This is a genomic window from Streptomyces sp. NPDC038707 (assembly GCF_040636485.1).
GTDB lineage: Bacteria > Actinomycetota > Actinomycetes > Streptomycetales > Streptomycetaceae > Streptomyces.
The window spans coordinates 137,501-164,120 of record NZ_JBEZUP010000005.1; the positions used below are offsets into that span (position 1 = coordinate 137,501).

The 26,620-nt window shown below is 73.2% G+C and carries 22 protein-coding genes; 10 read left to right on the forward strand and 12 right to left on the reverse strand.

From position 1 onward, the window contains the following. Nucleotides 1–244: 244 nt before the first annotated feature. From glgX to AB0E62_RS09445, 3 genes are all read left to right on the forward strand, one after another. Entirely contained in the window at nucleotides 245–2,356 is a 2,112-nt protein-coding gene (gene glgX, locus AB0E62_RS09435) for a glycogen debranching protein GlgX (RefSeq protein ID WP_362190377.1), read from the forward strand. Between the two features lie 400 nt (nucleotides 2,357–2,756). Next, nucleotides 2,757–5,123 (forward strand): malto-oligosyltrehalose synthase, encoded by a 2,367-nt coding sequence (gene treY, locus AB0E62_RS09440; RefSeq protein ID WP_362190379.1) that lies wholly within the window; start codon nucleotides 2,757–2,759, stop codon nucleotides 5,121–5,123. A 242-nt stretch (nucleotides 5,124–5,365) separates the two neighbouring features. Beyond that, a complete protein-coding gene (locus AB0E62_RS09445; RefSeq protein ID WP_362190381.1) occupies nucleotides 5,366–6,616 on the forward strand; it encodes a M14 family zinc carboxypeptidase in 1,251 nt (416 codons plus the stop codon). A 49-nt stretch (nucleotides 6,617–6,665) separates the two neighbouring features. On the opposite strand, the gene AB0E62_RS09450 is transcribed toward AB0E62_RS09445, so the two are convergent. Together AB0E62_RS09450 and AB0E62_RS09455 are read right to left on the reverse strand one after the other, a co-directional pair. Continuing rightward, nucleotides 6,666–7,079, reverse strand: a complete 414-nt coding sequence (locus AB0E62_RS09450) for an SSI family serine proteinase inhibitor (RefSeq protein WP_362190383.1) — start codon at nucleotides 7,077–7,079, stop codon at nucleotides 6,666–6,668. Between the two features lie 103 nt (nucleotides 7,080–7,182). Then, nucleotides 7,183–7,734, reverse strand: a complete 552-nt coding sequence (locus tag AB0E62_RS09455; protein ID WP_362190385.1) for a DUF1707 and FHA domain-containing protein — start codon at nucleotides 7,732–7,734, stop codon at nucleotides 7,183–7,185. Between the two features lie 177 nt (nucleotides 7,735–7,911). Here AB0E62_RS09455 and treZ point away from each other — a divergent pair, with 177 nt between their 5' ends. Next, complete coding sequence (gene treZ, locus AB0E62_RS09460; RefSeq protein WP_362190387.1) at nucleotides 7,912–9,657, forward strand: malto-oligosyltrehalose trehalohydrolase; 1,746 nt, start codon at nucleotides 7,912–7,914, stop codon at nucleotides 9,655–9,657. 176 nt (nucleotides 9,658–9,833) lie between these two features. Here treZ and AB0E62_RS09465 read toward each other — a convergent pair whose 3' ends face one another. The 4 genes from AB0E62_RS09465 to cyc2 all read right to left on the reverse strand — a co-directional run bounded on the left by AB0E62_RS09465 (nucleotide 9,834) and on the right by cyc2 (nucleotide 14,985). Beyond that, the gene (locus AB0E62_RS09465) at nucleotides 9,834–10,769 is read right to left on the reverse strand and encodes an aminoglycoside phosphotransferase family protein (RefSeq protein ID WP_362190389.1); all 936 of its coding nucleotides are present in this window, start codon (nucleotides 10,767–10,769) and stop codon (nucleotides 9,834–9,836) included. A 54-nt stretch (nucleotides 10,770–10,823) separates the two neighbouring features. Continuing rightward, complete coding sequence (locus AB0E62_RS09470; RefSeq protein WP_362190391.1) at nucleotides 10,824–11,951, reverse strand: aminopeptidase P family protein; 1,128 nt, start codon at nucleotides 11,949–11,951, stop codon at nucleotides 10,824–10,826. A 213-nt stretch (nucleotides 11,952–12,164) separates the two neighbouring features. Further along, entirely contained in the window at nucleotides 12,165–12,713 is a 549-nt protein-coding gene (locus AB0E62_RS09475) for a PDZ domain-containing protein (protein WP_362190393.1), read from the reverse strand. Between the two features lie 109 nt (nucleotides 12,714–12,822). After that, the gene (gene cyc2 / locus AB0E62_RS09480) at nucleotides 12,823–14,985 is read right to left on the reverse strand and encodes a germacradienol/geosmin synthase Cyc2 (RefSeq protein WP_362190395.1); all 2,163 of its coding nucleotides are present in this window, start codon (nucleotides 14,983–14,985) and stop codon (nucleotides 12,823–12,825) included. A 152-nt stretch (nucleotides 14,986–15,137) separates the two neighbouring features. Between cyc2 and AB0E62_RS09485 the strand changes: the two genes are divergently transcribed. Next, nucleotides 15,138–15,947: an alpha/beta hydrolase gene (locus AB0E62_RS09485; protein ID WP_362190397.1), complete on the forward strand. Its 810-nt coding sequence runs from the start codon at nucleotides 15,138–15,140 to the stop codon at nucleotides 15,945–15,947. 29 nt (nucleotides 15,948–15,976) lie between these two features. Continuing rightward, complete coding sequence (locus tag AB0E62_RS09490; RefSeq protein ID WP_362190762.1) at nucleotides 15,977–17,242, forward strand: cytochrome P450; 1,266 nt, start codon at nucleotides 15,977–15,979, stop codon at nucleotides 17,240–17,242. A gap of 158 nt (nucleotides 17,243–17,400) precedes the next feature. Here AB0E62_RS09490 and AB0E62_RS09495 read toward each other — a convergent pair whose 3' ends face one another. Together AB0E62_RS09495 and AB0E62_RS09500 are read right to left on the reverse strand one after the other, a co-directional pair. Beyond that, a complete protein-coding gene (locus tag AB0E62_RS09495) occupies nucleotides 17,401–18,048 on the reverse strand; it encodes a ScbR family autoregulator-binding transcription factor (RefSeq protein WP_362190399.1) in 648 nt (215 codons plus the stop codon). A 566-nt stretch (nucleotides 18,049–18,614) separates the two neighbouring features. Next, complete coding sequence (locus AB0E62_RS09500) at nucleotides 18,615–19,265, reverse strand: Tat pathway signal sequence domain protein (RefSeq protein WP_362190401.1); 651 nt, start codon at nucleotides 19,263–19,265, stop codon at nucleotides 18,615–18,617. A gap of 617 nt (nucleotides 19,266–19,882) precedes the next feature. On the opposite strand from AB0E62_RS09500, the gene AB0E62_RS09505 reads away from it, so the two are divergent. The 4 genes from AB0E62_RS09505 to AB0E62_RS09520 all read left to right on the forward strand — a co-directional run bounded on the left by AB0E62_RS09505 (nucleotide 19,883) and on the right by AB0E62_RS09520 (nucleotide 22,836). Then, nucleotides 19,883–20,587 (forward strand): DUF6230 family protein, encoded by a 705-nt coding sequence (locus AB0E62_RS09505; protein ID WP_362190403.1) that lies wholly within the window; start codon nucleotides 19,883–19,885, stop codon nucleotides 20,585–20,587. Further along, entirely contained in the window at nucleotides 20,578–21,024 is a 447-nt protein-coding gene (locus tag AB0E62_RS09510; protein WP_362190764.1) for a DUF6114 domain-containing protein, read from the forward strand. Before AB0E62_RS09505 ends, AB0E62_RS09510 begins: the two co-directional genes overlap by 10 nt. 194 nt (nucleotides 21,025–21,218) lie before the next feature. Beyond that, nucleotides 21,219–22,229, forward strand: a complete 1,011-nt coding sequence (locus AB0E62_RS09515) for a sporulation protein (protein WP_362190405.1) — start codon at nucleotides 21,219–21,221, stop codon at nucleotides 22,227–22,229. A gap of 151 nt (nucleotides 22,230–22,380) precedes the next feature. Next, a complete protein-coding gene (locus tag AB0E62_RS09520; RefSeq protein ID WP_362190407.1) occupies nucleotides 22,381–22,836 on the forward strand; it encodes a TerB family tellurite resistance protein in 456 nt (151 codons plus the stop codon). 82 nt (nucleotides 22,837–22,918) lie between these two features. Here the strand turns inward: AB0E62_RS09520 and AB0E62_RS09525 are convergent, their stop codons facing one another. The 4 genes from AB0E62_RS09525 to AB0E62_RS09540 form a co-directional block, all read right to left on the reverse strand. Further along, a complete protein-coding gene (locus AB0E62_RS09525; RefSeq protein WP_362190409.1) occupies nucleotides 22,919–23,872 on the reverse strand; it encodes an ABC transporter substrate-binding protein in 954 nt (317 codons plus the stop codon). 155 nt (nucleotides 23,873–24,027) lie between these two features. Next, nucleotides 24,028–24,702 (reverse strand): ABC transporter permease, encoded by a 675-nt coding sequence (locus AB0E62_RS09530; protein ID WP_362190411.1) that lies wholly within the window; start codon nucleotides 24,700–24,702, stop codon nucleotides 24,028–24,030. After that, a complete protein-coding gene (locus AB0E62_RS09535; protein ID WP_362190413.1) occupies nucleotides 24,699–25,352 on the reverse strand; it encodes an ABC transporter permease subunit in 654 nt (217 codons plus the stop codon). The genes AB0E62_RS09530 and AB0E62_RS09535 overlap by 4 nt, the downstream gene beginning before the upstream one ends. Next, nucleotides 25,349–26,482, reverse strand: a complete 1,134-nt coding sequence (locus AB0E62_RS09540) for an ABC transporter ATP-binding protein (RefSeq protein WP_362190415.1) — start codon at nucleotides 26,480–26,482, stop codon at nucleotides 25,349–25,351. The genes AB0E62_RS09535 and AB0E62_RS09540 overlap by 4 nt, the downstream gene beginning before the upstream one ends. Nucleotides 26,483–26,620 lie beyond the last annotated feature (138 nt).

Genomic DNA, 26,620 nt, shown 5'->3' on the forward strand with positions numbered 1-26,620 from the left:
CACCGGTCAGTGCTCTGCCCGGATGGCGGTGCACTTTCTCGCGCACTTCCTCCCCCTGCTCCCCCTCGGTCGCGGGAGTACGTTTCCGCCCCGCTGGTTCGGCGTGGGGCGGGTACCAGAATCGCCGCACGCACTGGTCACCTGAGAAGAGGCCGGCCGGCCCACGGGGGGTTGCCTCACTTTCGGACAGGACTCGGGGCCGAGCCGGCCCCGGGCGGACGGCACACCTGGGAGAGTCGTATCCATGCAGGTCTGGCCTGGAGAGGCATATCCGCTCGGCGCCACCTATGACGGCGCCGGAACCAACTTCGCGGTCTTCACGGAGGCCGCGGACCGAGTAGAGCTGTGTCTGCTGCACGACGACGGCTCGGAGACGGCGGTGGAACTGCGCGAGAGCGACGCGTTCGTGCGGCACGCGTACCTGCCCGGCGTGATGCCGGGACAGCGGTACGGGTTCCGGGTGCACGGCCCGTACGACCCCGGGCGCGGGCTGCGCTGCAACTCGGCGAAGCTGCTGCTCGACCCGTACGCGAAGGCGGTCAGCGGGTCGGTCCGGTGGGGCGAGGAGGTGTACGGCTACCACTTCGGCGCGCCGGAGCGGCGCAACGACCTGGACTCGGCGCCGCACACCATGACGTCGGTGGTGATCAACCCGTACTTCGACTGGGGCGACGACCGCCCGCCGCGCACCGAGTACCACCACACGGTGATCTACGAGGCGCACGTCAAGGGGCTGACGATGCGCCACCCGGGGCTGCCCGAGGAGCTGCGCGGCACCTATGCGGGTCTTGCCCATCCGGCGGTCATCGAGCACCTGACCGAGCTGGGGGTGACGGCGCTCGAACTGATGCCCGTGCACCAGTTCGTGAACGACCACCGGCTGGTCGACATGGGCCTGAACAACTACTGGGGTTACAACACCATCGGGTTCTTCGCCCCGCACAACGCGTACGCCTCCTGGGGCGACCGCGGCCAGCAGGTGCTGGAGTTCAAGTCGGCGGTCCGGGCGCTGCACGAGGCCGGGATCGAGGTCATCCTGGACGTGGTCTACAACCACACGGCCGAGGGCAACCACCTGGGTCCGACGCTGTCCTTCAAGGGCATCGACAACCCGTCGTACTATCGGCTCGCCGAGGATCCGCGGTACTACATGGACACCACGGGCACCGGGAACTCGCTGCTGATGCGGTCCCCGCACGTGCTCCAGCTGATCATGGACTCGTTGCGGTACTGGGTCACCGAGATGCACGTCGACGGCTTCCGTTTCGACCTGGCGGCCACCCTGGCCCGGCAGTTCCACGAGGTGGACCGGCTGTCGTCGTTCTTCGACCTGGTGCAGCAGGACCCGGTGGTCTCCCAGGTGAAGCTGATCGCGGAGCCGTGGGACGTGGGCGAGGGCGGCTACCAGGTGGGCAACTTCCCGCCGCTGTGGACCGAGTGGAACGGCAAGTACCGGGACACCGTCCGGGACCTGTGGCGGGGCGAGCCGCGTGCGCTGGCCGAGTTCGCCTCCCGGCTGACCGGTTCCTCCGACCTCTACCAGGACGACGGCCGCCGCCCGCTGGCCTCCATCAACTTCGTCACCTGTCACGACGGTTTCACCCTGCACGACCTGGTGGCCTACAACGACAAGCACAACGAGGCCAACGGCGAGGACAACCGGGACGGCGAGAGCCACAACCGGTCCTGGAACTGCGGGGTGGAGGGCGACACCGACGATCCCGAGGTGCTGCGCCTGCGCGCCCGGCAGATGCGGAACTTCATCGCCACGCTGATGCTGTCCCAGGGCGTGCCGATGATCAGCCACGGCGACGAGTTCGCGCGCACCCAGCGCGGCAACAACAACGCCTACTGCCAGGACAACGAGCTGTCGTGGATCGACTGGCCGGCACAGGACGGTGAGCTGCTCGACTTCACGCGCGCGATGGTGTGGCTGCGCCGGGACCATCCCGTGCTGCGGCGGCGCCGCTTCTTCCACGGCCGGCCGGTGGAGGGCACCCACGACGAGCTGTCGGACATCGCCTGGTTCACTCCCGAGGGCGCCGAGATGACCCAGCGGGACTGGGACTCGGCGCAGGCGTCCGCGCTGACCGTGTTCCTCAACGGCAACGCCATCTCCGAGCCCGGCCCGCGCGGGGAACGCATCACCGACGACTCCTTCCTGCTGATGTTCAACGCCTCCCCCGAGCCGCTGGACTTCGTGGTGCCGGTCGACCACGGCCGGCAGTGGCAGGTGGTGGTGGACACGGCCCGCCCCGAGGGGGTGGCGCCGGGGACGGGCGGGAAGGTCGCGGCCGGCGACCGCGTCACCCTGCCCGACCGCAGCCTGACGGTGCTGCGGCGCCCGGCGGAGTGAGCACGTGGCCCCTGGTGGGGCCGCGTGTCCGCCACGCGCGCGTGCGGCGCGTTCCCGGGCCGCACGCGCGGATCGTCGCGCGGGATGCCGAGGCGGGGGCGAAGGAGGTGCCATCGGGCCTGCGCGGCAGCTGCCGCGTAGGCCGGACGGGTGAGTACCGCGACCCGGCCGGCGAGCACCGGACCGGGGGCGCGCACACGTGCGCCGAGGGTGTCCGCGGAGGGGGCGCGGCGCCGGCCGGCGCCTTGCAGGCGCCCGGGCGGCGGGTGCGCGCCGGCGAGCGGCACCGGGGGCCCGGCCGGGCTCCCTCTCGGCCTCCGTCGCCCGGATCCGGACACGCGGGCGTGATCCGGCACCGGGCGATGACACGAAAGACGGCGAGCGGGGTACGTAGGTTTCCATGACTTCTGCGCGACCCGGACCGGCGGTGCCCACGGCCACCTACCGGCTGCAGCTCCAGCCCGCGTTCCCGTTCGCCGCCGCCGAAGCGGCCGTACCGTACCTGGCGTCGCTCGGCGTCTCGCATCTGCACCTGTCCCCGGTCCTGGAGGCCGTCCCCGGCTCCGTGCACGGCTACGACGTGGTGGACCACACGCGCGTGCGCGGGGAACTGGGCGGTGAGGAGGGCCTGCGCGCGCTGGCCCGCACCGCTCGGGAGCACGGGCTCGGCCTGGTGGCGGACATCGTGCCGAACCACATGGCGATGGTGCCCCGGTACAACCGCGCCCTGTGGGAGGTGCTCCGCGACGGCCCCGGATCGCCGTACGCGCGCTGGTTCGACATCGACTGGGAGGCGCAGGACGGCCGGGTGCTGCTGCCGGTGCTCGGCGGTCCGGTCGGCTCGGAGCTGGAGCGGCTGCGGGCGGACGGCGACGTGCTGCGCTACCACGACCACGTCTTCCCGCTCCGCCCGGGCACCGAGCGGCTGCCGCTGCCCGAGCTGCTGGACGCCCAGTGGTACCGGCCCGTGTGGTGGCGGCTGGCCCGCACCGAGCTGAACTACCGGCGGTTCTTCAGCATCTCGGAGCTGATCGGGCTGCGGGTGGAGGACCCGGAGGTGTTCGACGCCACCCACGCCACCGTCCTGCGGCTGCTCGGCGAGGGCGTGTTCGACGGGCTGCGGATCGACCACCCCGACGGCCTCGCCGACCCCGACGGCTACCTGGCGCGGCTGCACGAGGCGACCGGCGGACGCTGGACGGTCGTGGAGAAGATCCTGGCCGACGACGAGCACCTGCCGGCCGCCTGGCCCGTCGCGGGCACCACGGGTTACGACGCCCTGCGGCACATCGACGGCCTGTTCACGGACCGCACCGGGGCGTACGAGCTGCTGGGCCGCTACCGGGCGTACGCCGCGCCGCAGACGGACCGGGGCGGCAACTGGGAGGCCACGGTCCGGCGGGCCGCGTACAAGGTGCTCACCCACGAACTCGCCACGGAGGCGGACCGGCTCACCCGGGTGGCCGCCCGGCTGTGCGCCACCTCGCCCGACCTCTCGCTGCGCGACCGCGCCCCCTGGGCGCTGCGCACGGCCGTGGAGGAACTGCTGGTGCGGATGCGGGTCTACCGGCCGTACACCTCCGTCGACGCCGCCACCGTGATCACCGAGGAGGCCGCCGAGGAGGCCCGGCTGGCGTTCGTGGTGCCGGAGGAGGCCGAGGCCGTCTCCGTGGTGCGCCGGCTGCTGGTCGAGCCGCCCGACCCGGCGGCGCCGGACCACGCCGACCGGGTGGAGTTCCGTACCCGGTTCGCGCAGACCGCGTCGGCACTGCGCGCCAAGTCGGTGGAAGACACGGCCTTCTACCGCTATGTGCCGCTGCTGTCGGCGACCGAGGTGGGCGGCGACCCGGGCAGCCCGGGCGTGTACCCGGAGGACTTCCACGCGTACTGCGCGCGCGTGCAGCGCGACCGGCCGCTCACCGGGTCGGTGGTCACCACGCACGACACCAAGCGCAGCGCGGACGTGCGCGCCGCGCTGGCCGTGCTCACCGAGTGCCCGGACCGCTGGGCGCGGCTGCTCGCCGAGGTGACCCTGGCCGAGGAGGGCGCGCCGGACGGACAACTGGCCTGGGCGGCCTGGCAGACGGTGTTCGGGCTGGGCCCGGCGGAGGAGGACCGCGTCCAGCGGGCGCTGCTGAAGCACGCGCGCGAGGCGGGCATGTACACCAGCTGGACGGAACGGGAGCCGCCGTACGAGGACGCGGTGGCGGCCTTCGTGGCCGCCGGACCGTGCGGTCCGCCCGGCGAACGGGTGACCGCGTTCCGCAAGGCGCTGGAACCGCATGTACGGGCCAATGTCCTGGGCACCGCGCTGGTGCACCTGACGATGCCGGGGGTGCCGGACGTGTACCAGGGCACGGAGGGCGAGTACCGGGCGCTGGTGGACCCGGACAACCGGCGGCCGGTGGCGTTCCCGCCCGAGGTGCCCGGCGAGAAGGACGCGCTGACGGCGGCGGCGCTGCGGCTGCGCGCCCGGCGCCCGGCCGCGTTCGGCGCGGACGCGTCGTACGACCCGCTGGACGCCGAGGGTCCGGCGGCCGGCCACTGTCTGGCGTTCGCGCGCTCCGGCGAGGTGGTCACGGCGGTGACCCGGCTGTCGCTGCGGCTCGCGGAGGCGGGCGGCTGGCAGGACACGCTGCTGCCGCTGCCGCCCGGCCGCTGGGCCGACGTCCTCGTCCCGGGTCGCGAGTTCACCGGCCGCGTGCGCGTGGCCGACCTGCTGGACCGGCTCCCGGTGGCCCTGCTGGAACGCGTCGCGGGGGACTGAGGAGCGGCACGGGGTCCGGCGGGCCGCGCCCCGGCCCGGCCGGGGTACGGGCCCCTGCGAGGGCCCGCAGGGGGCTCCCGGGGCATCTGTCGTACCGGTAGTGCGCTCGTGGCACGCAGAGGTCCGGGCCCCGCCGTCTCCGCGCCCCCGCGCGCCCCCGAGCGCCTCCCCCGCCGACTGCTTGACAGTTCCCCCGCCGCGTGCGGGACTGGGAGGGCGAAGCCGGGCGGACGAAGTCGGGGGTGAGTCCTCTGCCGGAGCTGCGCTATCCCAGCGTTCCCGAACTGGTCGCCCGCGCCGAGGCGTTGGCGGCCCGGGAACCCGGGCTGTGCGCGCTGCGCCAGGTGGGTGTCTCCCGCGCGGGAAGACCCCTGCACCTGCTGTCGGTGGGGCACGCCCGCCGTGCGGTGCTGGTCGTCGCCGGCGCCCACGCCAACGAGCCGACGGGTGGTTCCACCCTGCTGGTGCTCGCCGAACGGGTGTTGGACGAACGGGAGTTGCGCGCTGACACCTCCTGGCACTTCCTGCTGTGCGCGGATCCGGACGGCGCGAGTCTGCACGTGACCCCGGCGCCGCGCAGCCTGCTCGACTACCACCTCGGCTTCTACCGGCCGACGGGCGCGGAGCAGCCGGAGTGGTCCCCGTCGGTTCTGCCGCCGGACCGGCTGCCGCCCGAGACCAGGACGCTGACCGGGGTGATCGACGAGGTGCGGCCGTACCTCCAGGTGACGTTGCACGGCACCGACCTGGGCGGCAGCTGGGTGCAGCTGACCAAGGAGGTGCCGGGTCTCGCCGAGCCGTTCGCCAAGTCCGCGGCGGCGCTGCACATACCGGTGGAGACGGGGGCCTCGGACGCGGCGGGCTGGCCGGCCTCCGGCCCCGGGGTGCATGTGATGCCCGGCCCGGAGACGGGCGTGCCCTATCCGAGCATGCCGGACGACGCCCGGCACAGCACCTGGTACCACGCCCACCGGTACGGCGGTCTGACCGCCGTGGTGGAGGTGCCGATGTGGGCCAGCGACCTGGTGGACGACCCGGCGCCGCACCCGGAACCCGCGGCGGCCCTGCGCCACCTGGCCGCCCGGCTGCTGCGGGACGCGCGGCAGGTGGAGCGGGTCCTCGGCGAGGCGCTGCCCCGGCTGGAGGGGATGGACGGGCCGCTGCTGCGGGCCGCGCGGTGGGCGCTGGAGCTGATCCCGGGCCTGGCCGAGGACTGGGCGCACACCTCGCCGGCGGGCACCACGATGGCCTACGTCGGGAGTGTGGACGCGTTCGGGCGGCGGCTGCCGCTGCGGGCCGCGGCGATGCTGCTGCGGGTGCTGCGGGAGGCGGACGACCGGGCGGCACCGCGTCTGGAGCGGCTCGTGGCCGCCTGGTGCGACGCCTTCGCGCAGCGGTTCCGGGCCCGTTGGGTGCCGCTGGAGCACCAGGTGGAACACCAGTCCCGGACGGTACTGGTGGCGGCGCAGCAGGCCCGGGAGGGGGTGGCCTGAGCCGGTGCGGCCCGCGCGCCGGGGCGCGCCGCCCGGTCGGGATCCGGCGTCAGCCGTCGAGGGCGAAGACGTGCCGGGTGCGCGCCCTCATGACGCACGCGCTGCTGTACGTCTCCCGGAATCCGACGGTCCGGCCGTTCCACCGCCCGAGCGCCCGGGTGGTCACCGGGGCGTAGATCATCGGGCAGAAGACGTCCTCGGCCGGGATGTGCCCGATGTCACCGCCGGCGGCGGCGAGTTCGGCGCACGCCTCGGCCGCGCGCGGATGCCGGCGGGGCGGGTCACAGCGCAGCAGCGTGCCGCGCGGTACACCGGCCCGGGTGGTGCCCTGGGTGACCGTCAGATAGAGCCAGGTGTCCGCGCGGGCTTCCCGGGTGGCCGCCCGGGCCGGACCCGCGGTGAGGAGGGCCGCGACGGCCAGCAGGGCACTGACGGCCGCTGCCGCTCTGGTGAGGTGAGTCATACCGGTTGCATCGGCACGGCGGACCGTCTTCCCGAGGGCCGCTCACCCGATCGTGACGGCACGAGCGCGTACCTGGCCGCCCGTTCGAACAGAACCGGCCGGCCTAGCTCACCGCGAGCCGGAACGCCGTGCTGCCGAAGGCCACCTGGTCGCCCTCGCGGACCACGACCGCGCCGGTCACCCGGCGGCCGTTGACGGTGGTGCCGTTGGTGGAGCCGAGGTCCCTGAGCACCCACAGGCCGTCCTGGCGGCGCAGTTCGGCGTGCACGCGGGAGACCGACTCGTGATTCAGGCGCAGCCCGTTGGCCGGGTCGCGGCCGATGCGCAGCGGATGGGTGTGGCCGGGGTGCGGCAGCAGCAGCTTGGGCAGCCGCTCGGCCTGCCAGGCGCGGCGCAGCCGCACGGTGAACCCGGACACGGCCTCCACGGTGCCGAGGACCGCGCGGGAGAAGCGGTTCTCCTGGGGCAGGTCGGCGACGAGGACAGCGAGTTCGTCGGAGCGGCGCGCGGCGAGCGCCAGTTCCATGCGGCGGACGAACGTGTCGTGCGAGAGCCGGCCCAGGGCGACGCCGTCGCGCAGCACCCGCAGCGCCTTGTCCCGCTCCGCGTCGGACAGCCGCGCGGGACAGGTGGAGAACTCGAAGGACGACGTCACGCTGGTGATTGTCGGACAGTGAACCCCGGGTGTCCAGAAAACGCGGAATCGGTGCCACCGGGGCGGTACTTCCGCGACACCAGTGCGCCGGGGGCGAATTGACGCGCGGAATGATCGTCCGGGACGGCACGATGGGGACGCGGGACATCACGGTGAGCAGACGAAGGGGAACCGTCCGTGCAGTTCGAGGTGTGGGCACCGCAGGCAGACCGAGTGACGCTCCATTGTGAGGGCGCCACGCGCCCGTTGGCGCGCGACCCCGCGCGCGAGGGGTGGTGGACGGGTGAGGCGGAGGCGGCGGACGGCGCGCGGTACGGCTTCGCGCTGGACGACGGCCCGGTACTGCCCGATCCGCGTTCGCGCCGCCAGCCGGACGGCCCGGACGGGCTGAGCGCGGTCGTGGACCACGGCCTGCACGCGTGGCGCGCGCGGTGGGCGGGGCGCGGGCTGCCGGGCGCGGTGCTGTACGAGCTGCACGTGGGCACGTACACCCGCGAGGGCACCCTGGACGCCGCCGCGGCCCGGCTGGACCATCTGGTGGAACTGGGCGTCACGCACGTGGAGTTGATGCCGCTCTGCCCCTTCCCCGGGCGGCACGGCTGGGGTTACGAGGGTGTGTCGCTGTGGGCGGTGCACGAGCCGTACGGCGGGCCCGCGGCGCTGAAGCGGTTCGTGGACCGGGCGCACGGACTCGGGCTGGGCGTCGTCCTGGACGTCGTCCACAACCACCTGGGCCCGTCCGGCAATTACCTTCCCCGGTTCGGGCCGTACTTCACGGACACGCACACCACGCCGTGGGGCACGGCGGTGAACCTGGACGCGCCCGGCTCGGACGAGGTGCGGGCGTTCCTCCTCGGCAGCGCGCTGGCGTGGCTGCGGGACTACCGGATCGACGGGCTCCGGCTGGACGCGGTGCACGCGCTGTACGACACGCGCGCGTGCCACTTCCTGGAGGAGCTGTCGGCGGCCGTGGACGCCCTGGCCGAGGAGGTGGGCAGGCCGCTGTTCCTGATCGCCGAGTCGGACATGAACAACCCGCGGTTCATCACCCGGCGCGCGGAGAACGGGCTCGGGCTGCACGCCCAGTGGAACGACGACTTCCACCACGCCCTGCACACCGCGCTGACCGGCGAGGCCCAGGGCTACTACGCCGACTTCGCGCGCGCGCCGTTCGCCGCGCTCGCCAAGACGCTCACCGGCGGTTACTTCCACGACGGCACGTACTCGTCGTTCCGGGGCCGGCACCACGGCCGTCCGCTGGACCGGGCGCGGGTGGCCGGGCACCGGCTGGTCGGCTACAGCCAGACCCACGACCAGATCGGCAACCGCGCCCAGGGTGACCGGCTCGCCGCGCTGCTCTCCCCCGGCCTGCTGGCCTGCGCGGCCACGCTGACCCTGACCGCTCCGTTCACCCCGATGCTGTTCATGGGCGAGGAGTGGGCGGCGGGCACGCCCTGGCAGTTCTTCACCGACCACACCGACCCGGAGCTGGCCGAGGCGGTACGGCGGGGCAGGCGGCGGGAGTTCGCCGCGCACGGCTGGGCCGAGGAGGACGTACCCGACCCGCAGGACCCGGCGACCCGGGAGCGGTCCTGCCTGGACTGGTCGGAGCCGGAACGCGAGCCGCACGCGCGCGTGCTGGCCTGGTACCGGCGGCTGATCGCGCTGCGCCACGCCCAGCCCGACCTCACCGGCCCCGACCTCGCCGCCACGCGGGTGGCCTACGACGAGGAGGCCCGCTGGCTGGCCTTCCGGCGCGGGGACGTGCGGGTGGCGGTGAACCTCGGCAAGCGGACCGCGGCGATCCCGCTGGGCACCGGCCGGGTGGAGGTCCTCGCGGCCTGGGAGCCGGTGCCTGAGCCGGACCCGGACGGCCTGCTCCACGTCCCCGGCGAGTCCTGCGTGGTCCTCACCCAGCCCTGAGCGTCCGGTGGTCTCCCGGGGCCGGGGTCGCGGCTCGCGGGGCCGGGGGTCTCCCCGAGAGCCCGGCCCTCGCGTCCCCGGCTCACCTCGGGGTTCCGGCCCGCCTCGGGGTTCCGGGGGGGGTTCCGGCGCGCCCGCGTACGGTCAGGGCCCCGGGCGTGCGGCACGGCGTACGGTCAGGGTTCCGGTTCGTTCTCCGGGAAGTCGGTGACCCGTTCCAGCAGGATCGGCTCCCAGGCGCGCCGCAGCCGGCTCCGCAGCAGGGGCGGGGAGCCGGCCGCGCGGCCCTCGAGACGGTCGGCGAACCGGATGACGGTGTCGCAGCGGGCCAGCCACAGTCCGCGCAGACAGGGGCGGGCGCCGTAGCCGGCGAGGGTGGCGGCGCGGACGGCCGCCGGGGAGCCGACGGCGACGGCGAGACCGGCGATGTCCTCGGCGGGATCGCCGAGGGCCGCCCGCGTCCAGTCCAGGACGCCCCGCACCCGGCCGTCGGCGCTGACCACCACGTGCTCACCGGTCAGCCCGTGGTGGATGAGGACGGTGCTGCCGGGCTGCGTGCTGAGCCGGGCCGCGTTCGCCGGCGAGAGCTGGTGCAGCCGGGCGGCGTCGAACTCGTCGGCGGCGGCGAGCCGTTCCGCCGCGTGCACGGCCATCCGGCGCAGCGCCTCCAGCGAGCGCGGTGCGGCGCGGGGCACGCCGAGCGCCTCGGCCTGGCGTACGGGCACCGCGCGCAGCCCGCCGAGCAGCCCGGCCAGGTCGGCCTCGCCGAGGGCGGAGACGTCGTACTCGTCGGCCGTGCCGCCGGGCACCCGGGTGTCCAGGCTGTAGGCGAGACCGGGCGCCCAGTCGCCGTGCGCGACGCTGACCGGGACGGCGACCGGCACGTGCGGGCGGACCAGGTCGCGCAGCCGCAGTTCCCGGCGGCGGCGCGTGGACGCCTCCCGGTCGGGCGCGAGGCGCAGCACATGGCGGGTGCCGATCCACCAGGTGTGCGCGCCCTCCTCCGGCACGGGCCGTACCTCGGGTCCCCCGGTGCCGTCGCCGCCGTCCTTGAGCAACGAGCGGACCAGTCGGCGGACGGTGTCCGCGGTGGGTGTCGGTGCCTGGGTCATGGGTGCGCGCGTCGCCGTTCCGGTGTCGTCGGGGTGGGGTCTCGCGGGGGTGTCTCAGTCCACTGTGACCAGCTCGCGGGTGGTGTTGTTCAGTCGCCGGCCGCCGTCCTCGGTGACCGTGACGATGTCCTCGATGCGCACCCCGAAGCGGCCGGGCAGGTAGATGCCGGGCTCCACGGAGAAGCACATGCCGGGCACGAGCGGCTGCTCCTCGCCCTCGATCATGTACGGCGGCTCGTGCGTGGTGACGCCGATGCCGTGCCCGGTGCGGTGGATGAAGTACGCGCCGTACCCGGCGTCGGCGATCACCGCGCGGGCGGCCCGGTCGACGTCCTGGCAGGCCGCGCCGGGCCGTACGGCCTGGTAGCCGGCCTCCTGGGCGGCGCGTACGACGTCGTGCACCCGGCGCTCCTCCTCGGTGGGTCCGCCGACGTGGACCGTGCGGGTGGTGTCGGAGCCGTAGCCGTCCTTCAGGCCGCCGAAGTCGAGGACGACCATGTCGCCGGGGCGGATGACCCGGTCGCCGACCTCGTGGTGCGGGTTGGCGCCGTTGGGGCCGGAGCCGACGATGGTGAAGTCGACCTGTTCGTGGCCGAAGCGGTGCAGCAGGGCGGCGAGGTCCGCGCCGACGTCGGACTCGCGGCGGCCGGCGAAGGGAAGCTTGCGGATCTCCTCGAACGCCTGGTCGGCGGCGGCTCCGGCGGCCGCCAGGAGGTCCAGTTCGGCCTCGTCCTTCACCGCGCGCAGCATGGGCAGGGCGTGGGTGAGGGCGGCGTACGAGGTGCCGGGCAGGGTCCGCTGGAGGCCCAGCAGATGCATCGCCCAGGTGTTGTCGCTGATGCCGAACCGGCCGCGGTCGTCGAGGAGGCCGGCGGTGACGGCGTACGGGTCCGTGCCGTCGGTCCAGTCGCGCAGGGTCAGCGCGGGGGCGCCGGGCGCCTGCTCGGCGTCCGGGGCCTCCAGGGTGGGCACGACGAGGACGGGGTCGCGGCCGGGGGCGAGGACGAGGACGGTCAGCCGTTCGGTGATCGCGGTGGGCGTGTAGCCGGTGAGCCACACCAGGTCCGGGCCGGGGGCCACGAGCAGTCCGGCGAGGCCGGCGCCGGCCGCGGACCGCACGGCGCGTTCCATGCGGGCCCGGTAGTCGGCGGCGGTGAAGGGCGCGGGCGTGGTACCGGTCATCCGGGCCTCCGGGCGCTGCTGGGGTCGGGGGGCGCTGACGTCTCGGGCAGCATCCTGCCCGCCCGGCCGGGCCCACGCGACCGGACCTTCGGGACGGGCGTCCCCCGGTGCGCGGCGAAACGGCTCGGCATGGGCCCATGATGACGCGTGGGACGGATGGTGACCAGGGGTTTCGCGGGGGTGTGGCGGGCCGCCGGGCCGGGTGCGGAGAGGTCAGGTGACCAGCCCGGGGGTCACCGTCAACTGCTGGTAGGCCCCGCTGTGGTGGCGCACGGTGAGGAGCACCGCCTTCCCGGGGCGGGACCGGGTGACGGCACGGGCGAGGTCGGCGGCGGTGTCCACGCGGGCCGCGCCGAGCTGGAGCACGAGGTCGCCGCGGACCAGGCCGGCCGTGTAGCCGGGGCCGGGCACGTGGACGGCCACCACCAGGGCGCCCGCCTTCTCGCCGTCGGCCACCTCCACGCCGAGGGTGGCGCCGGGCGGGGCGGGTTCCCGGGCGGCGGCGTGCGCCGCCGGGACGGGCGGCGGGGCCTGGCGGGGCGGCCCGGCGAGAGCGCCGAGGCCGGTCGCCGTGGCGGCGACCAGGCCGATGGCGATGCCGCAGAGCAGCAGGAGCGTGCCGGCGCCCAGGCCGAGCAGCAGGGTCCGCCACCGCCGTCCGCGCCGGGACGCGGCATGCGGGCGGCGGGCGGGGCCGTGGCCGCCCTCCTCCTGCCGGTTCTGTCCGGGCATCGGCTTGGGACGCAACACAGTCTGTTCCATGGTTCGCTCGCCTCCGGCTGGTGCTCTACCCGGGACGGCGGGCCCTGACGAGACACGAAAGGGTGAGACTGGCCGGAGGGTGGCGGAGGGCGAGGAGACGCGGCGACGGTCAGCCGAACGACAGGGCGGGTACGGCGGGCGGCCGGCCGGGCAGGAAGCCGTGGGCGCGGCGGCCCAGCCACTCGGCCTTGTACCGGTCGACGGAGCGGTGCCAGTTCAGGATGCCCGCCAGCCAGTTCTGCAGGTCCAGCACATAGGCGCCCATGGCGGCCCTGGCCTCCTCGGACAGCCCGAAGTCGTCGTACAGGACGGGCAGCTCGTGGGCGACGACGTGCTCGAACTGCCGCATGCGCTGGGTGATCAGGTCGTGCACGACGGTCAGGGCGGCCGGGTAGTCCACGCCGAAGAAGTTCTGCACCACCAGGACGGCGTTGTGGATCTCGCCCTCGTACTCGATCTCCTTCTGGTAGGAGAAGATGTCGTTGAGCAGGCAGGCGTAGTCGATGGCGGCGTTCTCCAGGGAGCGCACCGGGCCGCTGGCGTACACCTCGGCCGGGACGGCGGGGCCCTGGCCCATCCGGCACAGGCTCAGGGTGAGGTCCGAGCCGAAGGTGGCGCGCCGCATCTCCAGGTAGTCGACCGGGTCCGGGATGCGGTTCTGGAGCTGGTTGGACAGTTCCCAGACCCAGCTCTCGGTCATCGCGTCCACGGCCGTCTTCAGGGTGCGCCGCTGGTCGGTGGTCATGGTGGCCGTGGTGCGCGTCCACAGGTCGATCAGGGCGCGCTCCATGGCGTTGGCGGGGACGACGGCCGCTTGGCCCTCGACCGGCATGCACTGGGAGAGCCGGGCCGTGGTCAGGCGGGCGGCGGCCAGGTCCCTGCGGTGGCCGTACACAAGGGGGTAGTAGTCGTCGCCGTACGTCCCCCAGGCGAGCCAGTGCGCGCTGAGGTCCAGGGCCTCCGGGGTGGCGTCGGGGTCGAGGCCGGCGGAGCACAGCGCGAGGTCGTAGGCGGCCAGCTTGTCCTCGTCCCAGACGCCTTCCTGGAGGATGCCCATGCCATGGCACCAGTCGACGAGGTGGCCGCGGGCCTGGTCCAGGTGGGGGCTGAGCTGGAGTTCGAAGGGCATGTACAGGTCGGGGATGCGGGACGGGCCGACCTTCCGGTAGGGCACGTGGGAGTAGGCGCGCAGACGGTCGTGCGCGGCGGCGGCGAGGAGTGCGCCGACGCCGGCGGCCGAGGTGCCGGGGCCGCTCGGCGCCTGCCAGGGGGAGCCGGTGCGCGCGCCCTTGTTCATGTAGCGGCTGGAGCGCAGGTGCCATTCGTGGCCGCCGGACTGCCAGTCCTGGAGCCCCTTGGTGTAGGCGGCGACGGCGGCGACCTCGGCGGGGGTGAGGCCCTTCTCCAGGGCGACGGCGGGCACTTCGGTGAGCGCGGTGTGCTCGAACTGGTACAGCCGTGAGGTGAGGACGTCGTTGACGGTGTCGGCGGCCTCCTGGGTGGTGCACTTGAAGAACGTCTCCAGGACCAGCACGCCGTTGCTGTTCTCGCCCTCCTCCTCGACCTCGCGCTGGTAGGAGAACAGGTCGTTGCGCAGGTGGACGGCGTCGGAGAACGTCTCCATGAGGACGCGCAGCGGCCGGGTGCCGGCGACGGCGGCGGGCACCTCGGCGGTCGCGTACTCCACGAGCCCGGCCGACCAGGGGGCACCGCCCACCTTGCGGCGCATCTCGATGTACTCGACGGGGTTGGCAATCCGCCCCTCGTTGATGTTGGACAGCTCCCACATCGACTCGTTGAGCAGGTGTTCGGTGGCGACGGAGAAGCGGCGCCGCCAGTCCACGGACATCGCCGGCACCGTGCGCGCCCACAGGTCCTTCAGGCCCGCCTCCACCGGGTTCTCCGGCTCGGGCACGGGCGTGCCGGGGTCGAGCGGCATGAACAGCGGCAGGCGGTCCAGGTGCGCCTTGCCGGCGGCGCGGTCCTGGGTGCGCTTGAACATGTCGAGGAAGTGGTCGTCGAAGAAGAACACCCACACGTACCAGTCGGTGATCAAGGAGAGGGCGGGTCCGTCGCAGTCGGGGTGGGTGTAGGCGCACAGGAGTCCGTAGTCGTGCGCCTCCAGGTCGGCCTGGTCCCAGATCCCGGAGCCCTCCAGCATGCCCATCTCGCGCGCCCACCGGGTGGAATGGGCGCGGGCCTCGTCCAGATGCGGGTTGAGCCGCGCGGGGTACGGCATGTAGAAGTGCGGGAGTTCGAACGGCTGCGTCATGGCCGGGGCCCTACCCGCGCCCCCGGATCCCCATCCGCACCAAGGCACATGATCACACCATCGCGTGAACCTCCGCGAAACAGGGAACTCCCCAGGCCGGTCGTGGCGTTGGCCGCCTTGCCGTGCCCGCGCGCGGGGGTCACGGTAGGCGCATGACCTCCTTCGTGCTGCCCCATGAGGTGCACGGCGACGGCGCCCACAAGGTGTTCGCCGTGCACGGCTGGTTCGCCGACCGGTCCGCGTACGCACCCGTGCTCCCGGACCTCGACCGCACGTCCTTCTCGTACGCGCTGGTGGACCTGCGCGGCTACGGCGGGGCCCGGGACGCCACGGGCGCGTACACCACCGCCGAGGCCGCCGCCGACCTGCTGGAGCTGGCGGACCGGCTCGGCTGGCGGCGGTTCTCGGTGCTCGGGCACTCGATGGGCGGCGCGGTGGCCCAGCGGCTGCTCGCGTCGGCCCCGGACCGGCTGCGCCGGATCGTGGGCGTCTCGCCCGTGCCCGCCTCGGGCCTGCCCCTGGCCGGAGCGCAGGCGGAACTGTTCGTACAGGCGGCGCACCGCCCGGAGAACCGGCGCGCGATCATCGACTTCACCACCGGGGGCCGCCGGCCCGCCGCCTGGCTGGACCGGATGGTCGCCCGCTCGCTGGAGCGCAGCGACGCCAAGGCGTTCCGGGCCTGGCTGGACTCCTGGGCGGGGGACGACTTCAGCGCCGAGGTCGCCGGCGCCGAGGTGCCCGCGCTGGCGGTGGCGGGCGCCCTGGATCCGGCGCTGTCCCCGGAGGTCATGCGGCAGACCTGGCTGTCCTGGTATCCGCGCGCCCGGCTGGCGGTGCTGCCCGGCGCCGGCCACTGCGCCATGGACGAGACCCCGCTGGAGCTGATCCGCACGGTCGAGGACTTCCTGCGGGCGGACGAGGCCGGCGAGGCGGACGCCACCGGCCGGGGCGGGCGGGCGTGAGCGGGCGCGTGCCCCCGCCGGTTCCGGGCCTGAGCGGGCGCGCGGCCGCGCCGGTCCCGGACGTCTTCGATCCGTGCCGGTACGCGGAAGGCGTGCCCTACGACGACTACCGCGTGCTGCGCGACCACCATCCGGTGGCCTGGCAGGAGGAGCCGGAGGTGCTGGGCTGGCCCGCCGGGCCCGGGTTCTGGGCGGTGACCCGGCACGCGGACGTCGTGCGCGTCCTGAAGGACGCCGGCACGTACTCCTCGTACGCGGGCGCGACCCAGATCCGCGACCCCGATCCGGCGGATCTGCCGTTCATCCGGCGGATGATGCTCAACCAGGATCCGCCGGCGCACGGGCGGCTGCGCAGGCTGGTGAGCCGCGCCTTCACACCGGGGCGCGTGGAGCGGTTCGCGGCCGCCGCCCGTGCGCGGGCGCGGGCGCTGCTCGCGGGCGCCCTCGCGCGGGCGCGGGAGGGGGACGGCACGGTCGACGCGGTGGCCGCCGTCACCGACGAGTACGCCCTGCTGAACCTGGCGGACCTGCTGGGCGTCCCGGGGAGCGACCGGGGGCTGCTGCTGGACTGGACGCGCCGGGTCATCGGCTACCAGGACCCGGACGAGGCCGGTGCGCCGGTGCGGGACGGGACGGGCAGGCCGGTCGATCCGCGGTCGCCGGCGATGCTGCGGGACATGTTCGACTACGCCGGACAGCTCGCCGCCCACAAGCGACGGCACCCCGCCGACGACATCATGACGACGCTCGCCCACGACGCCGGACTCGCCGGCGCGGAACTGGAGATGTTCTTCTTCCTGCTCACCGTGGCGGGCAACGACACCGTGCGCTCGGCGGCCCCGGGCGGGCTGCTGGCGCTGGCGGAGCGTCCGGCGGTGTACGAGGCACTGCGCGCCGGCACGGTGGACGTGCCGGGCGCCGTGGAGGAGTTGCTGCGCTGGCATCCGCCGGTGCTGACCTTCCGCCGGACGGCCGTGCGGGACACCGAGCTGACGGGCAGCCGGATCCGGGCGGGCGACAAGGTCGTGGTGTTCCATGCCTCGGCCAACCGGGACGAGCGGGTGTTCACCGACCCGGACCGGCTCGACCCGACGCGCTCCCCGAACCCGCATGTCTCGTTCGGGGACGGTCCCCATGTCTGTCTGGGCGCCCACTTCGCCCGGCTGCAACTGCGGCTGCTGCACGAGGAGATGCTGCGCACCCTCCCGGGGCCGCCGGTCCCCGCCGGACCGGCCGGGCGGCTGGTGTCGAACTTCATCAACGGCGTCAAGTCGCTGCCGCTGTGTCTGACCTGACGGCGCACCGGGCGCCGGGGCCCTCGTGTCCGGCCGCCCCTGCTCACGCCCCGCTGTGAGGCGGTGGCGGGAGCAGGGGCGGGCGCCGGCTCCGGTGCTGTCGCCGAGGCCACGGTGCCGAGGGGGTGCCGGGCATGTCCGTCACCGTGTCGCCGGCGTCAGGCGGCGCGAACCTCCCGTTCCAGCTGGGTGGCGAGGGTGACGTAGCGGGGGCGCCGGTGGACCGGGACGAGGCCCCGGATCATCAGATGCCACATCTCGGCGACCCGGCGCGGCAGCCGTCCGACGGGTTCGAGCGAACGGCCCGCGACCCGGGTGCCGATGAAGAAGCAGACGAGGGAGTGGGCGACCACGCCGACGTCGAGATCCCCGTGCAGATCGGCTTCCCTGACGGCCCCGCTGAATTTGCGGGTCGAGAACTCCAGCCACTCGGTGAACGGATGCCGCAGCGGCGGCCGTACCGCGATGTCCGCGGTGGCGAGCCGGAGCCCGGCGCGCGGCACGGGGTCCTCCACGGCGAGCCGGGCGATCCCGAACGTCGTGCGCATCAGCGCCTCCAGCGAGGAGCAACCGCGGCCCTCGACGTCGGCGACGAGTTGCTGTGCCGCCTTCGCCTGGAGTTCCAGTATCGCCTGGGCGAGGTCCTCCTTGGCCGCGAAGTGGAAGTACAGGGCACCCTTGGTGACCTTCGCATGTGCGACGATATCGCTCAGACTGGTGGATTCGTAGCCTTGCCGGTCGAACAGGTCGGCGGCGGCCGTGATGATGGTTGCGCGGGTCTGTTCAGCGCGTAACTGCCTCGCCATCCCGGGACCCCTCCTCGCGCCTCAACAGAACAGGACATGCGGTTTGTTTTCAACCCCCCGCCTACGATAACTCACCGCACGGGAATCGGAGTCCAGCGGTCCATGCGCGCGATACGACAGGTGTCAGCGGCGGGACAGCGCTCGGCGGCCCCCGGTCCACGGGCGCCGCACCCTTGATCGTCACGATACGAGGCGGCCGTCCGGTCTTCAACGCGGCGCCGGAGCAGGCGCAAAACAGGAGAACCGGTCGGTGCTTTCACGCCCCCGCGAGCCGAACGCGCCCCTCCGCACACCGGTTGCCCGACCTCACCGGCCCGGTCGGCCGGAGGACGGACCGGACGTTCCGGGCCCCCGCTCTTTCCCGGACATGACAGAGCCGTCGGTGCGGGCCGCGCGTACGCGGCCCGCACCGACGGCGGGTTCACCGGCGGAAAGCCCGACTCCCGCCGGCAGGGCGGGAGCAGAGCCGGGGCAGGGAGACGGGCGGCGCCCCGCGGTGCCACTGCTCACCACGGGACGCCGCTCTCACGACGGGGGCGCGGCACCCAACGGCACTGCCCCGCCGGTCAGTTCACGTAGACCCGGACGCCCGCGTCGGTGACGGGCGCGTACTTGGCCGTGAAGTAACCGTTGGCGAAGCACAGCGACGGCCCGGAGGACTTGGTGAACTGCTGACCGGTGAAGGTGATGCTGCTGTCGGTGTTGTCGGCCTTGCCGGTCAGGCTGGGCGCCTGGTACACGCAGGTCACGGTGCCCAGCAGGGTGCGCAGCTGGACCGTGGCCTGGATGACCGAGCCGCTCGGGGGCGTGACGGTGAGGGTGCCGCTCGATGTGATCGTCGCCGAGTACGGCAGGTTGTTGATGGTGATGCCGTTGACGCCGAGGACACCGGTGACGTTGCTGGTGCAGGTGCTGCTGTCGAAGGTGTGCGCGGTGACGGACTCGGTGGCCGTGCCGGGCGCGGCCGGGTTGCCGGTGACCTTGGCGGTGAACTGGGACGCGGTGCACTTGACGCCGCTGGTGCCGGTCGCGCTGGAGTAGAACGTGGCGGGCGTGCCGGAGGCCAGCGGCGCGGTGAGGGTGTCGCCGACGGCGACCGCGGTGCCGCCCGTGCTGCCGGTGGTCAGGACCGTGCCGGCCGCGGACGCGGGGGTGGCCCACGCGAGGCCGAGCGCGGTGGCGGTGGCGGCGAGGGCGAGGAGGGAACGCGTACGCATGCGGGTGCCTCTCTTCCGAGGTGGGGGGACAGATGAGGTGCGGTGGGGGGTGGCGGACGGTGCCTGAGATGCCGCCGGCGCGGGGCCGTAACGCCTTCTCCGTACGCTGCGGACCCGCGACGGCGGCACACCGGGCGCGACCGGAGACCTCGGGGGCCTCCGGCCGGGCCGGGCGAAAGGGCGGCCGGGCACGGCCTGAAGAGAGAGGAGCGATCCGTGCCCGAGCCGCGCCGCGAGGTGGAACGGTTGCCGTGACAGGGCCGGGAACGCGGCCGGCGCAGCGCCGCGGGACGCGACGGGCGCGCCTGCCGGATCCGGCGCCACGGATCCGTGGAAACTGGGGAAGTTGTAGACCTGATCAACCGTCAACGTCAAGGAGTTGAGGGCGAGTTGTAGCACGGGGAAACGGCACGCGCGGTTCCGTCACCGGTTTTCCACATCTCCCTTGACCCTTCAAACTAACCGGCGGTAACTTCCCCGAAGGCTACTGCCGCGTAACCAGAGAACCCTCGTGCCCGCCGGGAGTCGCGAGGGGGGTGCGCGGCATTCGCTGTCCGCGCCAGGACACCGTGCCGCTGAAGCCCAATCCGCATTCGTTCATGCACATGGGAGCAGACATGGCCTCGTCCCCGGACATCCCGTCCGCCGGCAACACCCCCGAGAGATCGGGGAGCGACATCCCGTCCGAAGCGCAGCACGCCGCCGGGTCCAGCGCCGGCGGTACGAGGAGGGGGCGGGTCAGGGCCCGCCGGGCCGCGGTGCTGGCGGTACCCGCCACCCTTGCCGCCGCCGGTCTCGCGGTGCTCACCGCACAGGGCGTGCTGGGTGTGCAGTTCGCGATCTCCGGCATGCCGTTCACGGTCAGCGCGGAGTCCCTGGACGGCATCGGCTTCGAGCAGTTCGGCGCGCTCGACAACATGGCGGAGGGCAGCCCGAACGCCGGGGACACCGGCGGTCAGGTGCTCGTCGTCACCTCCGCGATCAAGAAGGCCCAGCTCACCAAGCTGTGCCAGAGCGTCGACCTCGGCGGCACCTTCCTGAAGATCACCGCGGGCCGCGACCCGAAGAATCCGGTCACCGCCACCGACCTGACCACGGACTCCACCGAACTGAGGGGTAACGCCAAGTTCAAGAACATCGAGATCGGCAACGACGCGAGCACGCTGACCAAGGCGGGCGTGAAGGGCCCGATCGGCGTCTTCAGCCAGCAGGCCGACCGCGTGCACATCGACGCGCTCCACCAGGAGAACTACGCGACGACCGCCGCGGTGTTCAAGCTGCCCGGGCTCAAACTGTCGTTCAGCAGCGAGGACTGCCCGTGACCGCAGCGGACCGTCCACGCCGGGGACCGAGGCGCGCCTTCCGCGACTGGCGGGCTCGCCGGCCCTTCTGGGGCGGGCTGCTGCTCGCCCTGGGCGGCGGCGAGATCCTGCTCACCGAGAAGGCGTCGCTGAAGGTCGTCATGCACATCGGCATGCAGGGGCTGGCGGGCTATCTGCTGCCGGTCCTCATGGTCCTGCTGGGGCTGCTGATCCTCTTCAACCCCGCTCAGCGGCTGTTCTACTCCATCACCGGCATGCTGCTCTCCCTGGGCACCTGGCTCACCTCCAACCTGGGCGGCTTCTTCGTCGGCCTGCTCCTCGGCGCCGTCGGCAGCTGCCTGGCCTTCGGCTGGCTCCCGGACCAGGAACCGCGCGTCAGCCGTCGCAAGCGCCGCAGGCAGGCACGGGCGGAAAGGATGGAGGGGACGGCGGCCTGACGGCACCCCGGGGGCCGGACCGCCCGCCGCCGAACCGCCGGCCGCCCCGTCGTCGCGGACGTCACGTCACCAGCTCGAAGATCCCCCGAACAGGTGACTTGGGAACTTCTTTGCAGCCGCCGGGAGTTCATCGGGCAGTCGGACGGAACAAGGAGTGCCCGTCCGGATGAAGCGATGTGCAAGGGAGCTACGGCATGGTGTTCAAGAGGCTGCTGGGGGCGATCGGGGTCGGCGGCCCCTCCGTGGACACGGTGCTGGACGGGGGCGCGGCGCTGCCCGGCGGTGCCCTGACGGGCCGGGTGCTGCTGCGGGGCGGCGGGTCGGCCGTGGACATCGAGCACATCGGCCTGGAGCTGCTCGCCCGCGTGGAGGCGGAGCACGCGGAGGGCGAGAGCGAGGGCTCGGTCGTCTTCGAGCGGTTCACCGTCGGCGGCGGCTTCCGGCTCGGCGAGGAGGAGGCGCGCGAACTGCCGTTCAGCGTGCCGCTGCCCTGGGAGACCCCGGTGACCGAGCTGCACGGACAGGCGCTCGGCATCGTGCTGGGCGTGCGCACGGAGGTCGCGGTGGCCGGCGCCCGGGACAAGGGCGACCTGGACCCGCTGGCCGTCCGTCCCCTGCCCGTGCAGGAGGCGGTGCTGGAGGCCTTCGGCGGGCTGGGCTTCGGCTTCCGCTCGGCCGACCTGGAGTACGGCCGCATCGGGGGTACGGGCCAGCAATTGCCGTTCTATCAGGAGATCGAGCTGACCCCGGCCCCGCAGTACGCGCACGCGATGAACGAGCTGGAGCTGACCTTCCTCGCCTCCCCCGCCGGCGTCGAGATCGTCCTGGAGGCGGACAAGCGCGGCGGGCCGTTCTCCTCGGGGCACGACGCGCTGACCCGGTTCACAATGCGCCATGAGGACGCCCGGGCTGTGGACTGGCAGGCCGAGGTGGACGGCTGGATCCGCCGGATGACCGAGCACCACGACGCCTACGGCGGCCACGCGGCGTACGGCCACGACGTCTACGGCGGCCACGCGGCGTACGGCCACGACGGCGCGCCGGGGCCCGGCCACCGCTCCGGACCGGGCCTGGGCACGGCCGTGGCGGCGGGCGCGGCGGGCCTCGCCGTGGGCGTGGTCGGCGGCATGGTGGCGGCGGAGGCCGTGGACGAGATCGGGGACTTCTTCGAGGGGGACGAGGAGGACGACGGGGACGAGGCCTGAGGTCGCGGAGGGACGCGCCGGCGCCCGCGCGGTGCCGGGCACGTCCCTCCGGATCTCAGGAACTCACCTGGCCATCCGCTAGTTTCTACAGTGATGTAGAAATTACGTGGGGTGCCGCGAGGGCATCCGACGGCCGGTACAAGGAGTGGACATGGCCCTGTGGGACCGCATCAAGGAGTCGGCGTCGCAGATGCAGACCCAGTTGGTGGCGAAGAAGAACGACCTGAAGAGCGGCGCGTTCCGGGATGCGAGCATGGCGATGTGCGCACTGGTGGCCGCCGCCGACGGGACGGTGGATCCCTCGGAGCGGCAGCGGGTGGCCCAGCTCATCGCCACGAACGAGGTGCTGCAGAACTTCCCGGCGGACGACCTGCGGCGCCGCTTCGAGGACAACCTGGACAAGCTGACGACCGACTTCGCCTTCGGCAAGGTGAGCGTGCTCCAGGAGATCGCCAAGGCGAAGAAGAAGCCCGCGGAGGCGCGGGCCGTCATTCAGATCGGCATCGTCATCGGCGGCGCGGACGGCGACTTCGACAAGACCGAACAGGCCGTGGTGCGTGAGGCGTGCTACGCGCTGGACCTGCCGCCGCACGAGTTCGACCTCTGAGCCGGGGCCGGAAACCCGCCGTGGGTGTCCCCGGGCCCGGGGACACCCACGGCGGGCCGCGCACCGGCCGGCCGGTGGTGTGTCAGGCGAGCCCGGCGGACTTCAGCCAGGCCCGGGCGACGTCCAGCGGGTCCTTCTTCTCCGCCTGCGTCTGGGTGTCCAGTTCCAGCAGGGTCTTGGTGTCGAGCTTGGCGGAGACCGCGTTCAGCGCGTCGACGCCCTTCTGGGACAGCGCGCCCTTGCGGACGAGCGGCTGGACGTTCTGGAAGCCGAAGAGGTTCTTCGGGTCCTGGAGGGTGACGAACTTCTCCTTGGTGATGTTCGGGTCCGTGGTGAAGATGTCCGCGACCTGGACGGCGTTCTTCTTCAGCGCCGCCCGGGTCAGCGGGCCCCCGCTGTCCAGCGCCCTGAAGGACTTGAACTCCAGGCCGTAGACGGACTTCAGGCCCTCCAGCCCCTGCTGCCGGGCCTGGAACTCGGGCGAGCCGCCGATGACCAGGTCCCCCGCGACGTCCTTCAGGTCGGCGATGGTGGACCTGTCCGTGAGGTGGTACTTCTCCGCGGTGGCCGCGTTGACCGTGACGGAGTCCTTGGACTGCGCCGGCGCCGGTTCGAGCAGGGTGAGCCGGGAGTCCAGCTTGGCGTTGATGGCGTCCTCGGTCTCCTCGAGGGTCTTCGGCGTGGCCTTCTTGTCGAGATGGGCCAGCAGGGCGCCGTTGAACTCGGGCATCATCGTGAGCGAGCCGTTCTTGATCAGGCCGTAGGTGGTCTCGCGGGTGCCGATGTTCGGCTTGTACGTGACCTTGATTCCCTTGGCCTTGAGGGCCTCGCCGTAGAGGTCGGCGAGCAGGGTGCTCTCGGGAAAGTTGTTGGAACCGACGACGACGCTGTCGCCGTCCGTCTTGCCGCCGGTGAGGGGGTTGTCGGCCTTGTCGCTGGAGGAACAGCCCGCCAGCAGAGCCGTCGCCGCCAGGGCGACCACCGCCGCGCCTCTGCTCCCCCGGATGGACCTGCTGATGTGGGTCGTTGAAGTCACCTGTCGATCCAAGCCAGCCGGTTCTCGGTCAGTCAAGTGACATTGACCGGAGATCGGCACCGGTCCGCGTCCGGTGGTGCGCATCCGGTGTGCTCCCCGCGCCGGTTCCGCGGTGCCGGCGCGCCGCCGCGGGACCGTCGCCGCGGCGCCGGCCGTCAACCGCCACCGCCCTGGCGCACTCCCGGGGACACGGTGAACCGGGACACCGCCCAGAACACGGCCAGGGTCACGAGGGCGAGCCCGGCGACCAGGGTGGCACCGCCGACGACCTTCTCGTAATCCTTCTGGTAGAGGCCGTCGACGATGTAGCGGCCGAGGCCGCCCAGGCCGATGTAGGCGGCGATGGTGGCGGTGGAGACGATCTGCACGGCCGCGGTGCGCAGTCCGCTGAGGATCAGCGGGAGCGCGACCGGCACCTCCACCTGGAACAGCACCCGTGCCTCGGGCATCCCCATGCCCCGGGCGGCGTCCACCGGGGAGGGGTCGACGGAGCGGACCGCCTCGTAGGTGGTGACCAGGATCGGCGGGACGGCGAGCACCACCAGCGGGATCATCGCCGGCAGCAGTCCGATCCCGATCCAGATGACCATCAGCACCAGCAGGCCGAAGCTGGGCAGGGCCCGCCCGGCGGTGGCGAGGAACGCCAGGGCGTTGCCGCCCCGGCCGGTGTGGCCGGTGAGCAGGCCGACGGGCAGACCGATCGCGGCGGCGATCAGCAGGGCTTCGAGGGAGTACCCGACGTGCTCGGCGAACCGGGTGGGGATGCCGTCGTAGCCGTGCCAGTGGGCGCTGTCGCTGAAGAAGGCGCGCGCGAAGTCGAGGACGTTCACCGGCGGGCCCCCTTCCGCGGCATCCAGGGGGTGAGCAGGTGGCGGAGGAGGACGAGCGCGGCGTCGGCGAGCATGCCCAGCACCCCGATGGTCAGGACCGCGTTCACGGCCAGGGCGGGCCGGTCGTAGGTCTGGGCGGCGTTGAGCATGTTGCCGAGGGCGCCCTGGTTGCCGATGAGCATGCCGACGCTGACCAGGGAGATGCTGGACACGGTCGCCACCCGTAGCCCGGCGATGATGGCGGGCACGGCGAGCGGCAACTGGATCCTGAAGTACCGGCGTACGGCGCCGAAGCCCATGGCCTGGGCGGCGGCCAGGGTCTCCGGCGGCACCGAGCGGACGCCGTCCACGATCGCCGGGACCAGCACCACCAGGCTGTAGAGCGCGAGCGGGATCATCACCGTGGTCTCGCTCTGGCCGAAGTAGTCGATGAGGACGACGAAGAAGGCGAGCGACGGGATGGCGTAGAGCACCGTGGCGATGCCGAGGACGGGCGGGTAGATCCAGCGGAAGCGCACGCACAGCTGGGCCACGGGCAGCGAGAGGAGCAGCCCGGCGAGCACCGGCAGCAGGGCCTCGCGCAGGTGCAGCCCGACGAGTCCGAGCCAGCCCTGCCCGAGGTCGCTCGGGAGGTCGAAGAAGCCGTTCATCGTGCGGCCGTCCCCTCGGCCCGCTCGGCCGCCCGGCCGTGGGCGGCGCGGATCGCCTCGCCGATGACCTGCTGGGAGACGACACCGACGGCACGTCCCTCGCCGTCCACCGCGACCGCCCAGCCGGTCGGCGAGAGCACGGCCCCGTCGAGCGCGGCCCGCAGCGAGTCGGTGCCCGGCCTGAACGGCCTTCCGTGGTCGAGGAGTCGGTCCCGGTCGACGGCGCCGGCGGTGAGCCGGCCGGGCTCGCTCCAGCCGAGCGGCCTGCCGTCCGCGTCGGTGACGAGGAGATAGGGGGCGGCCGCGGCCCGGGCGGCGAGCGTGCCGGCGTCGGCGTCGGCCGGCACCAGGGGGGCGGTCTGCAACTCCAGTCCGGCGGACGGGAAGAAGGAGAGCCGGCGGATGCCGCGGTCGGCGCCGAGGAAGTCCTCCACGAAGGAGTCGGCGGGGGCGCTGAGCAGTTCGGCGGGCGGGGCGTACTGGGCGAGCCGGCCGCCGGTGCGCAGGACGGCGACCCGGGTGCCGAGCTTGATCGCCTCGTCGATGTCGTGGGTGACGAAGACGATGGTCTTGCCCAGTTCGTCCTGGATGCGCAGGAGTTCGTCCTGGAGCCCCTTGCGGACGACGGGGTCGACGGCGGAGAACGGCTCGTCCATCAGCAGCACCGGCGGGTCGGCGGCGAGCGCGCGGGCCACGCCGACGCGTTGCTGCTGACCGCCGGAGAGCTGGTACGGGTACCGCCGGGCGAGTGCCGCGTCGAGTCCGACCCGTTCCATCAGCTCGGCGGCCCGGTCCCGGGCCTGCCGCCTGCTCCGGCCGAGCAGGCGGGGTACGGTGGCGATGTTGTCGAGGATCGTGCGGTGCGGGAAGAGACCGGCGTTCTGGATGACGTAACCCATCGAACGGCGCAGGGTGTTGACGGGCTGCCGGCTGATGTCCCGGCCGTCGAGGAGGATGCTGCCCTCGGTCGGCTCCACCATCCGGTTGATCATCCGCAGGGTCGTCGTCTTGCCACAGCCGGACGGCCCGACGAGGACGGTGATCGCGCGATCCGGTATCTCCAGCGACAGCCGGTCGACCGCGACCGTGCCGTCCGGGTACCGCTTGGTGACTGCATCTATCCGTATCAAAACGCCGCGTACCCTTCGGTCCGACCGCTCTGGGCTGATGCGGGGAGAGTCTAGACCGCGCGTGTCGCCACGCCGTGGCAGGAAGAAGGGCGGGTCGCGAACGGGACGGGCGGGCGGCGGGTGCCGGTCCCCCGCGTG

Bases quoted from the DNA above. Each gene is read 5' to 3' on its own strand.
- AB0E62_RS09485 (WP_362190397.1), top strand. From the start codon at position 15,138: ATGACCTCCTTCGTGCTGCCCCATGAGGTGCACGGCGACGGCGCCCAC.
- AB0E62_RS09515 (WP_362190405.1), top strand. From the start codon at position 21,219: ATGGTGTTCAAGAGGCTGCTGGGGGCGATCGGGGTCGGCGGCCCCTCC.
- AB0E62_RS09470 (WP_362190391.1), bottom strand. From the start codon at position 11,951: ATGACCGGTACCACGCCCGCGCCCTTCACCGCCGCCGACTACCGGGCC.
- AB0E62_RS09520 (WP_362190407.1), top strand. From the start codon at position 22,381: ATGGCCCTGTGGGACCGCATCAAGGAGTCGGCGTCGCAGATGCAGACC.
- AB0E62_RS09450 (WP_362190383.1), bottom strand. From the start codon at position 7,079: ATGACTCACCTCACCAGAGCGGCAGCGGCCGTCAGTGCCCTGCTGGCC.
- treY (WP_362190379.1), top strand. From the start codon at position 2,757: ATGACTTCTGCGCGACCCGGACCGGCGGTGCCCACGGCCACCTACCGG.
- AB0E62_RS09500 (WP_362190401.1), bottom strand. From the start codon at position 19,265: ATGCGTACGCGTTCCCTCCTCGCCCTCGCCGCCACCGCCACCGCGCTC.
- AB0E62_RS09535 (WP_362190413.1), bottom strand. From the start codon at position 25,352: ATGAACGGCTTCTTCGACCTCCCGAGCGACCTCGGGCAGGGCTGGCTC.
- AB0E62_RS09475 (WP_362190393.1), bottom strand. From the start codon at position 12,713: ATGGAACAGACTGTGTTGCGTCCCAAGCCGATGCCCGGACAGAACCGG.
- AB0E62_RS09465 (WP_362190389.1), bottom strand. From the start codon at position 10,769: ATGACCCAGGCACCGACACCCACCGCGGACACCGTCCGCCGACTGGTC.
- glgX (WP_362190377.1), top strand. From the start codon at position 245: ATGCAGGTCTGGCCTGGAGAGGCATATCCGCTCGGCGCCACCTATGAC.
- AB0E62_RS09495 (WP_362190399.1), bottom strand. From the start codon at position 18,048: ATGGCGAGGCAGTTACGCGCTGAACAGACCCGCGCAACCATCATCACG.
- AB0E62_RS09505 (WP_362190403.1), top strand. From the start codon at position 19,883: ATGGCCTCGTCCCCGGACATCCCGTCCGCCGGCAACACCCCCGAGAGA.
- cyc2 (WP_362190395.1), bottom strand. From the start codon at position 14,985: ATGACGCAGCCGTTCGAACTCCCGCACTTCTACATGCCGTACCCCGCG.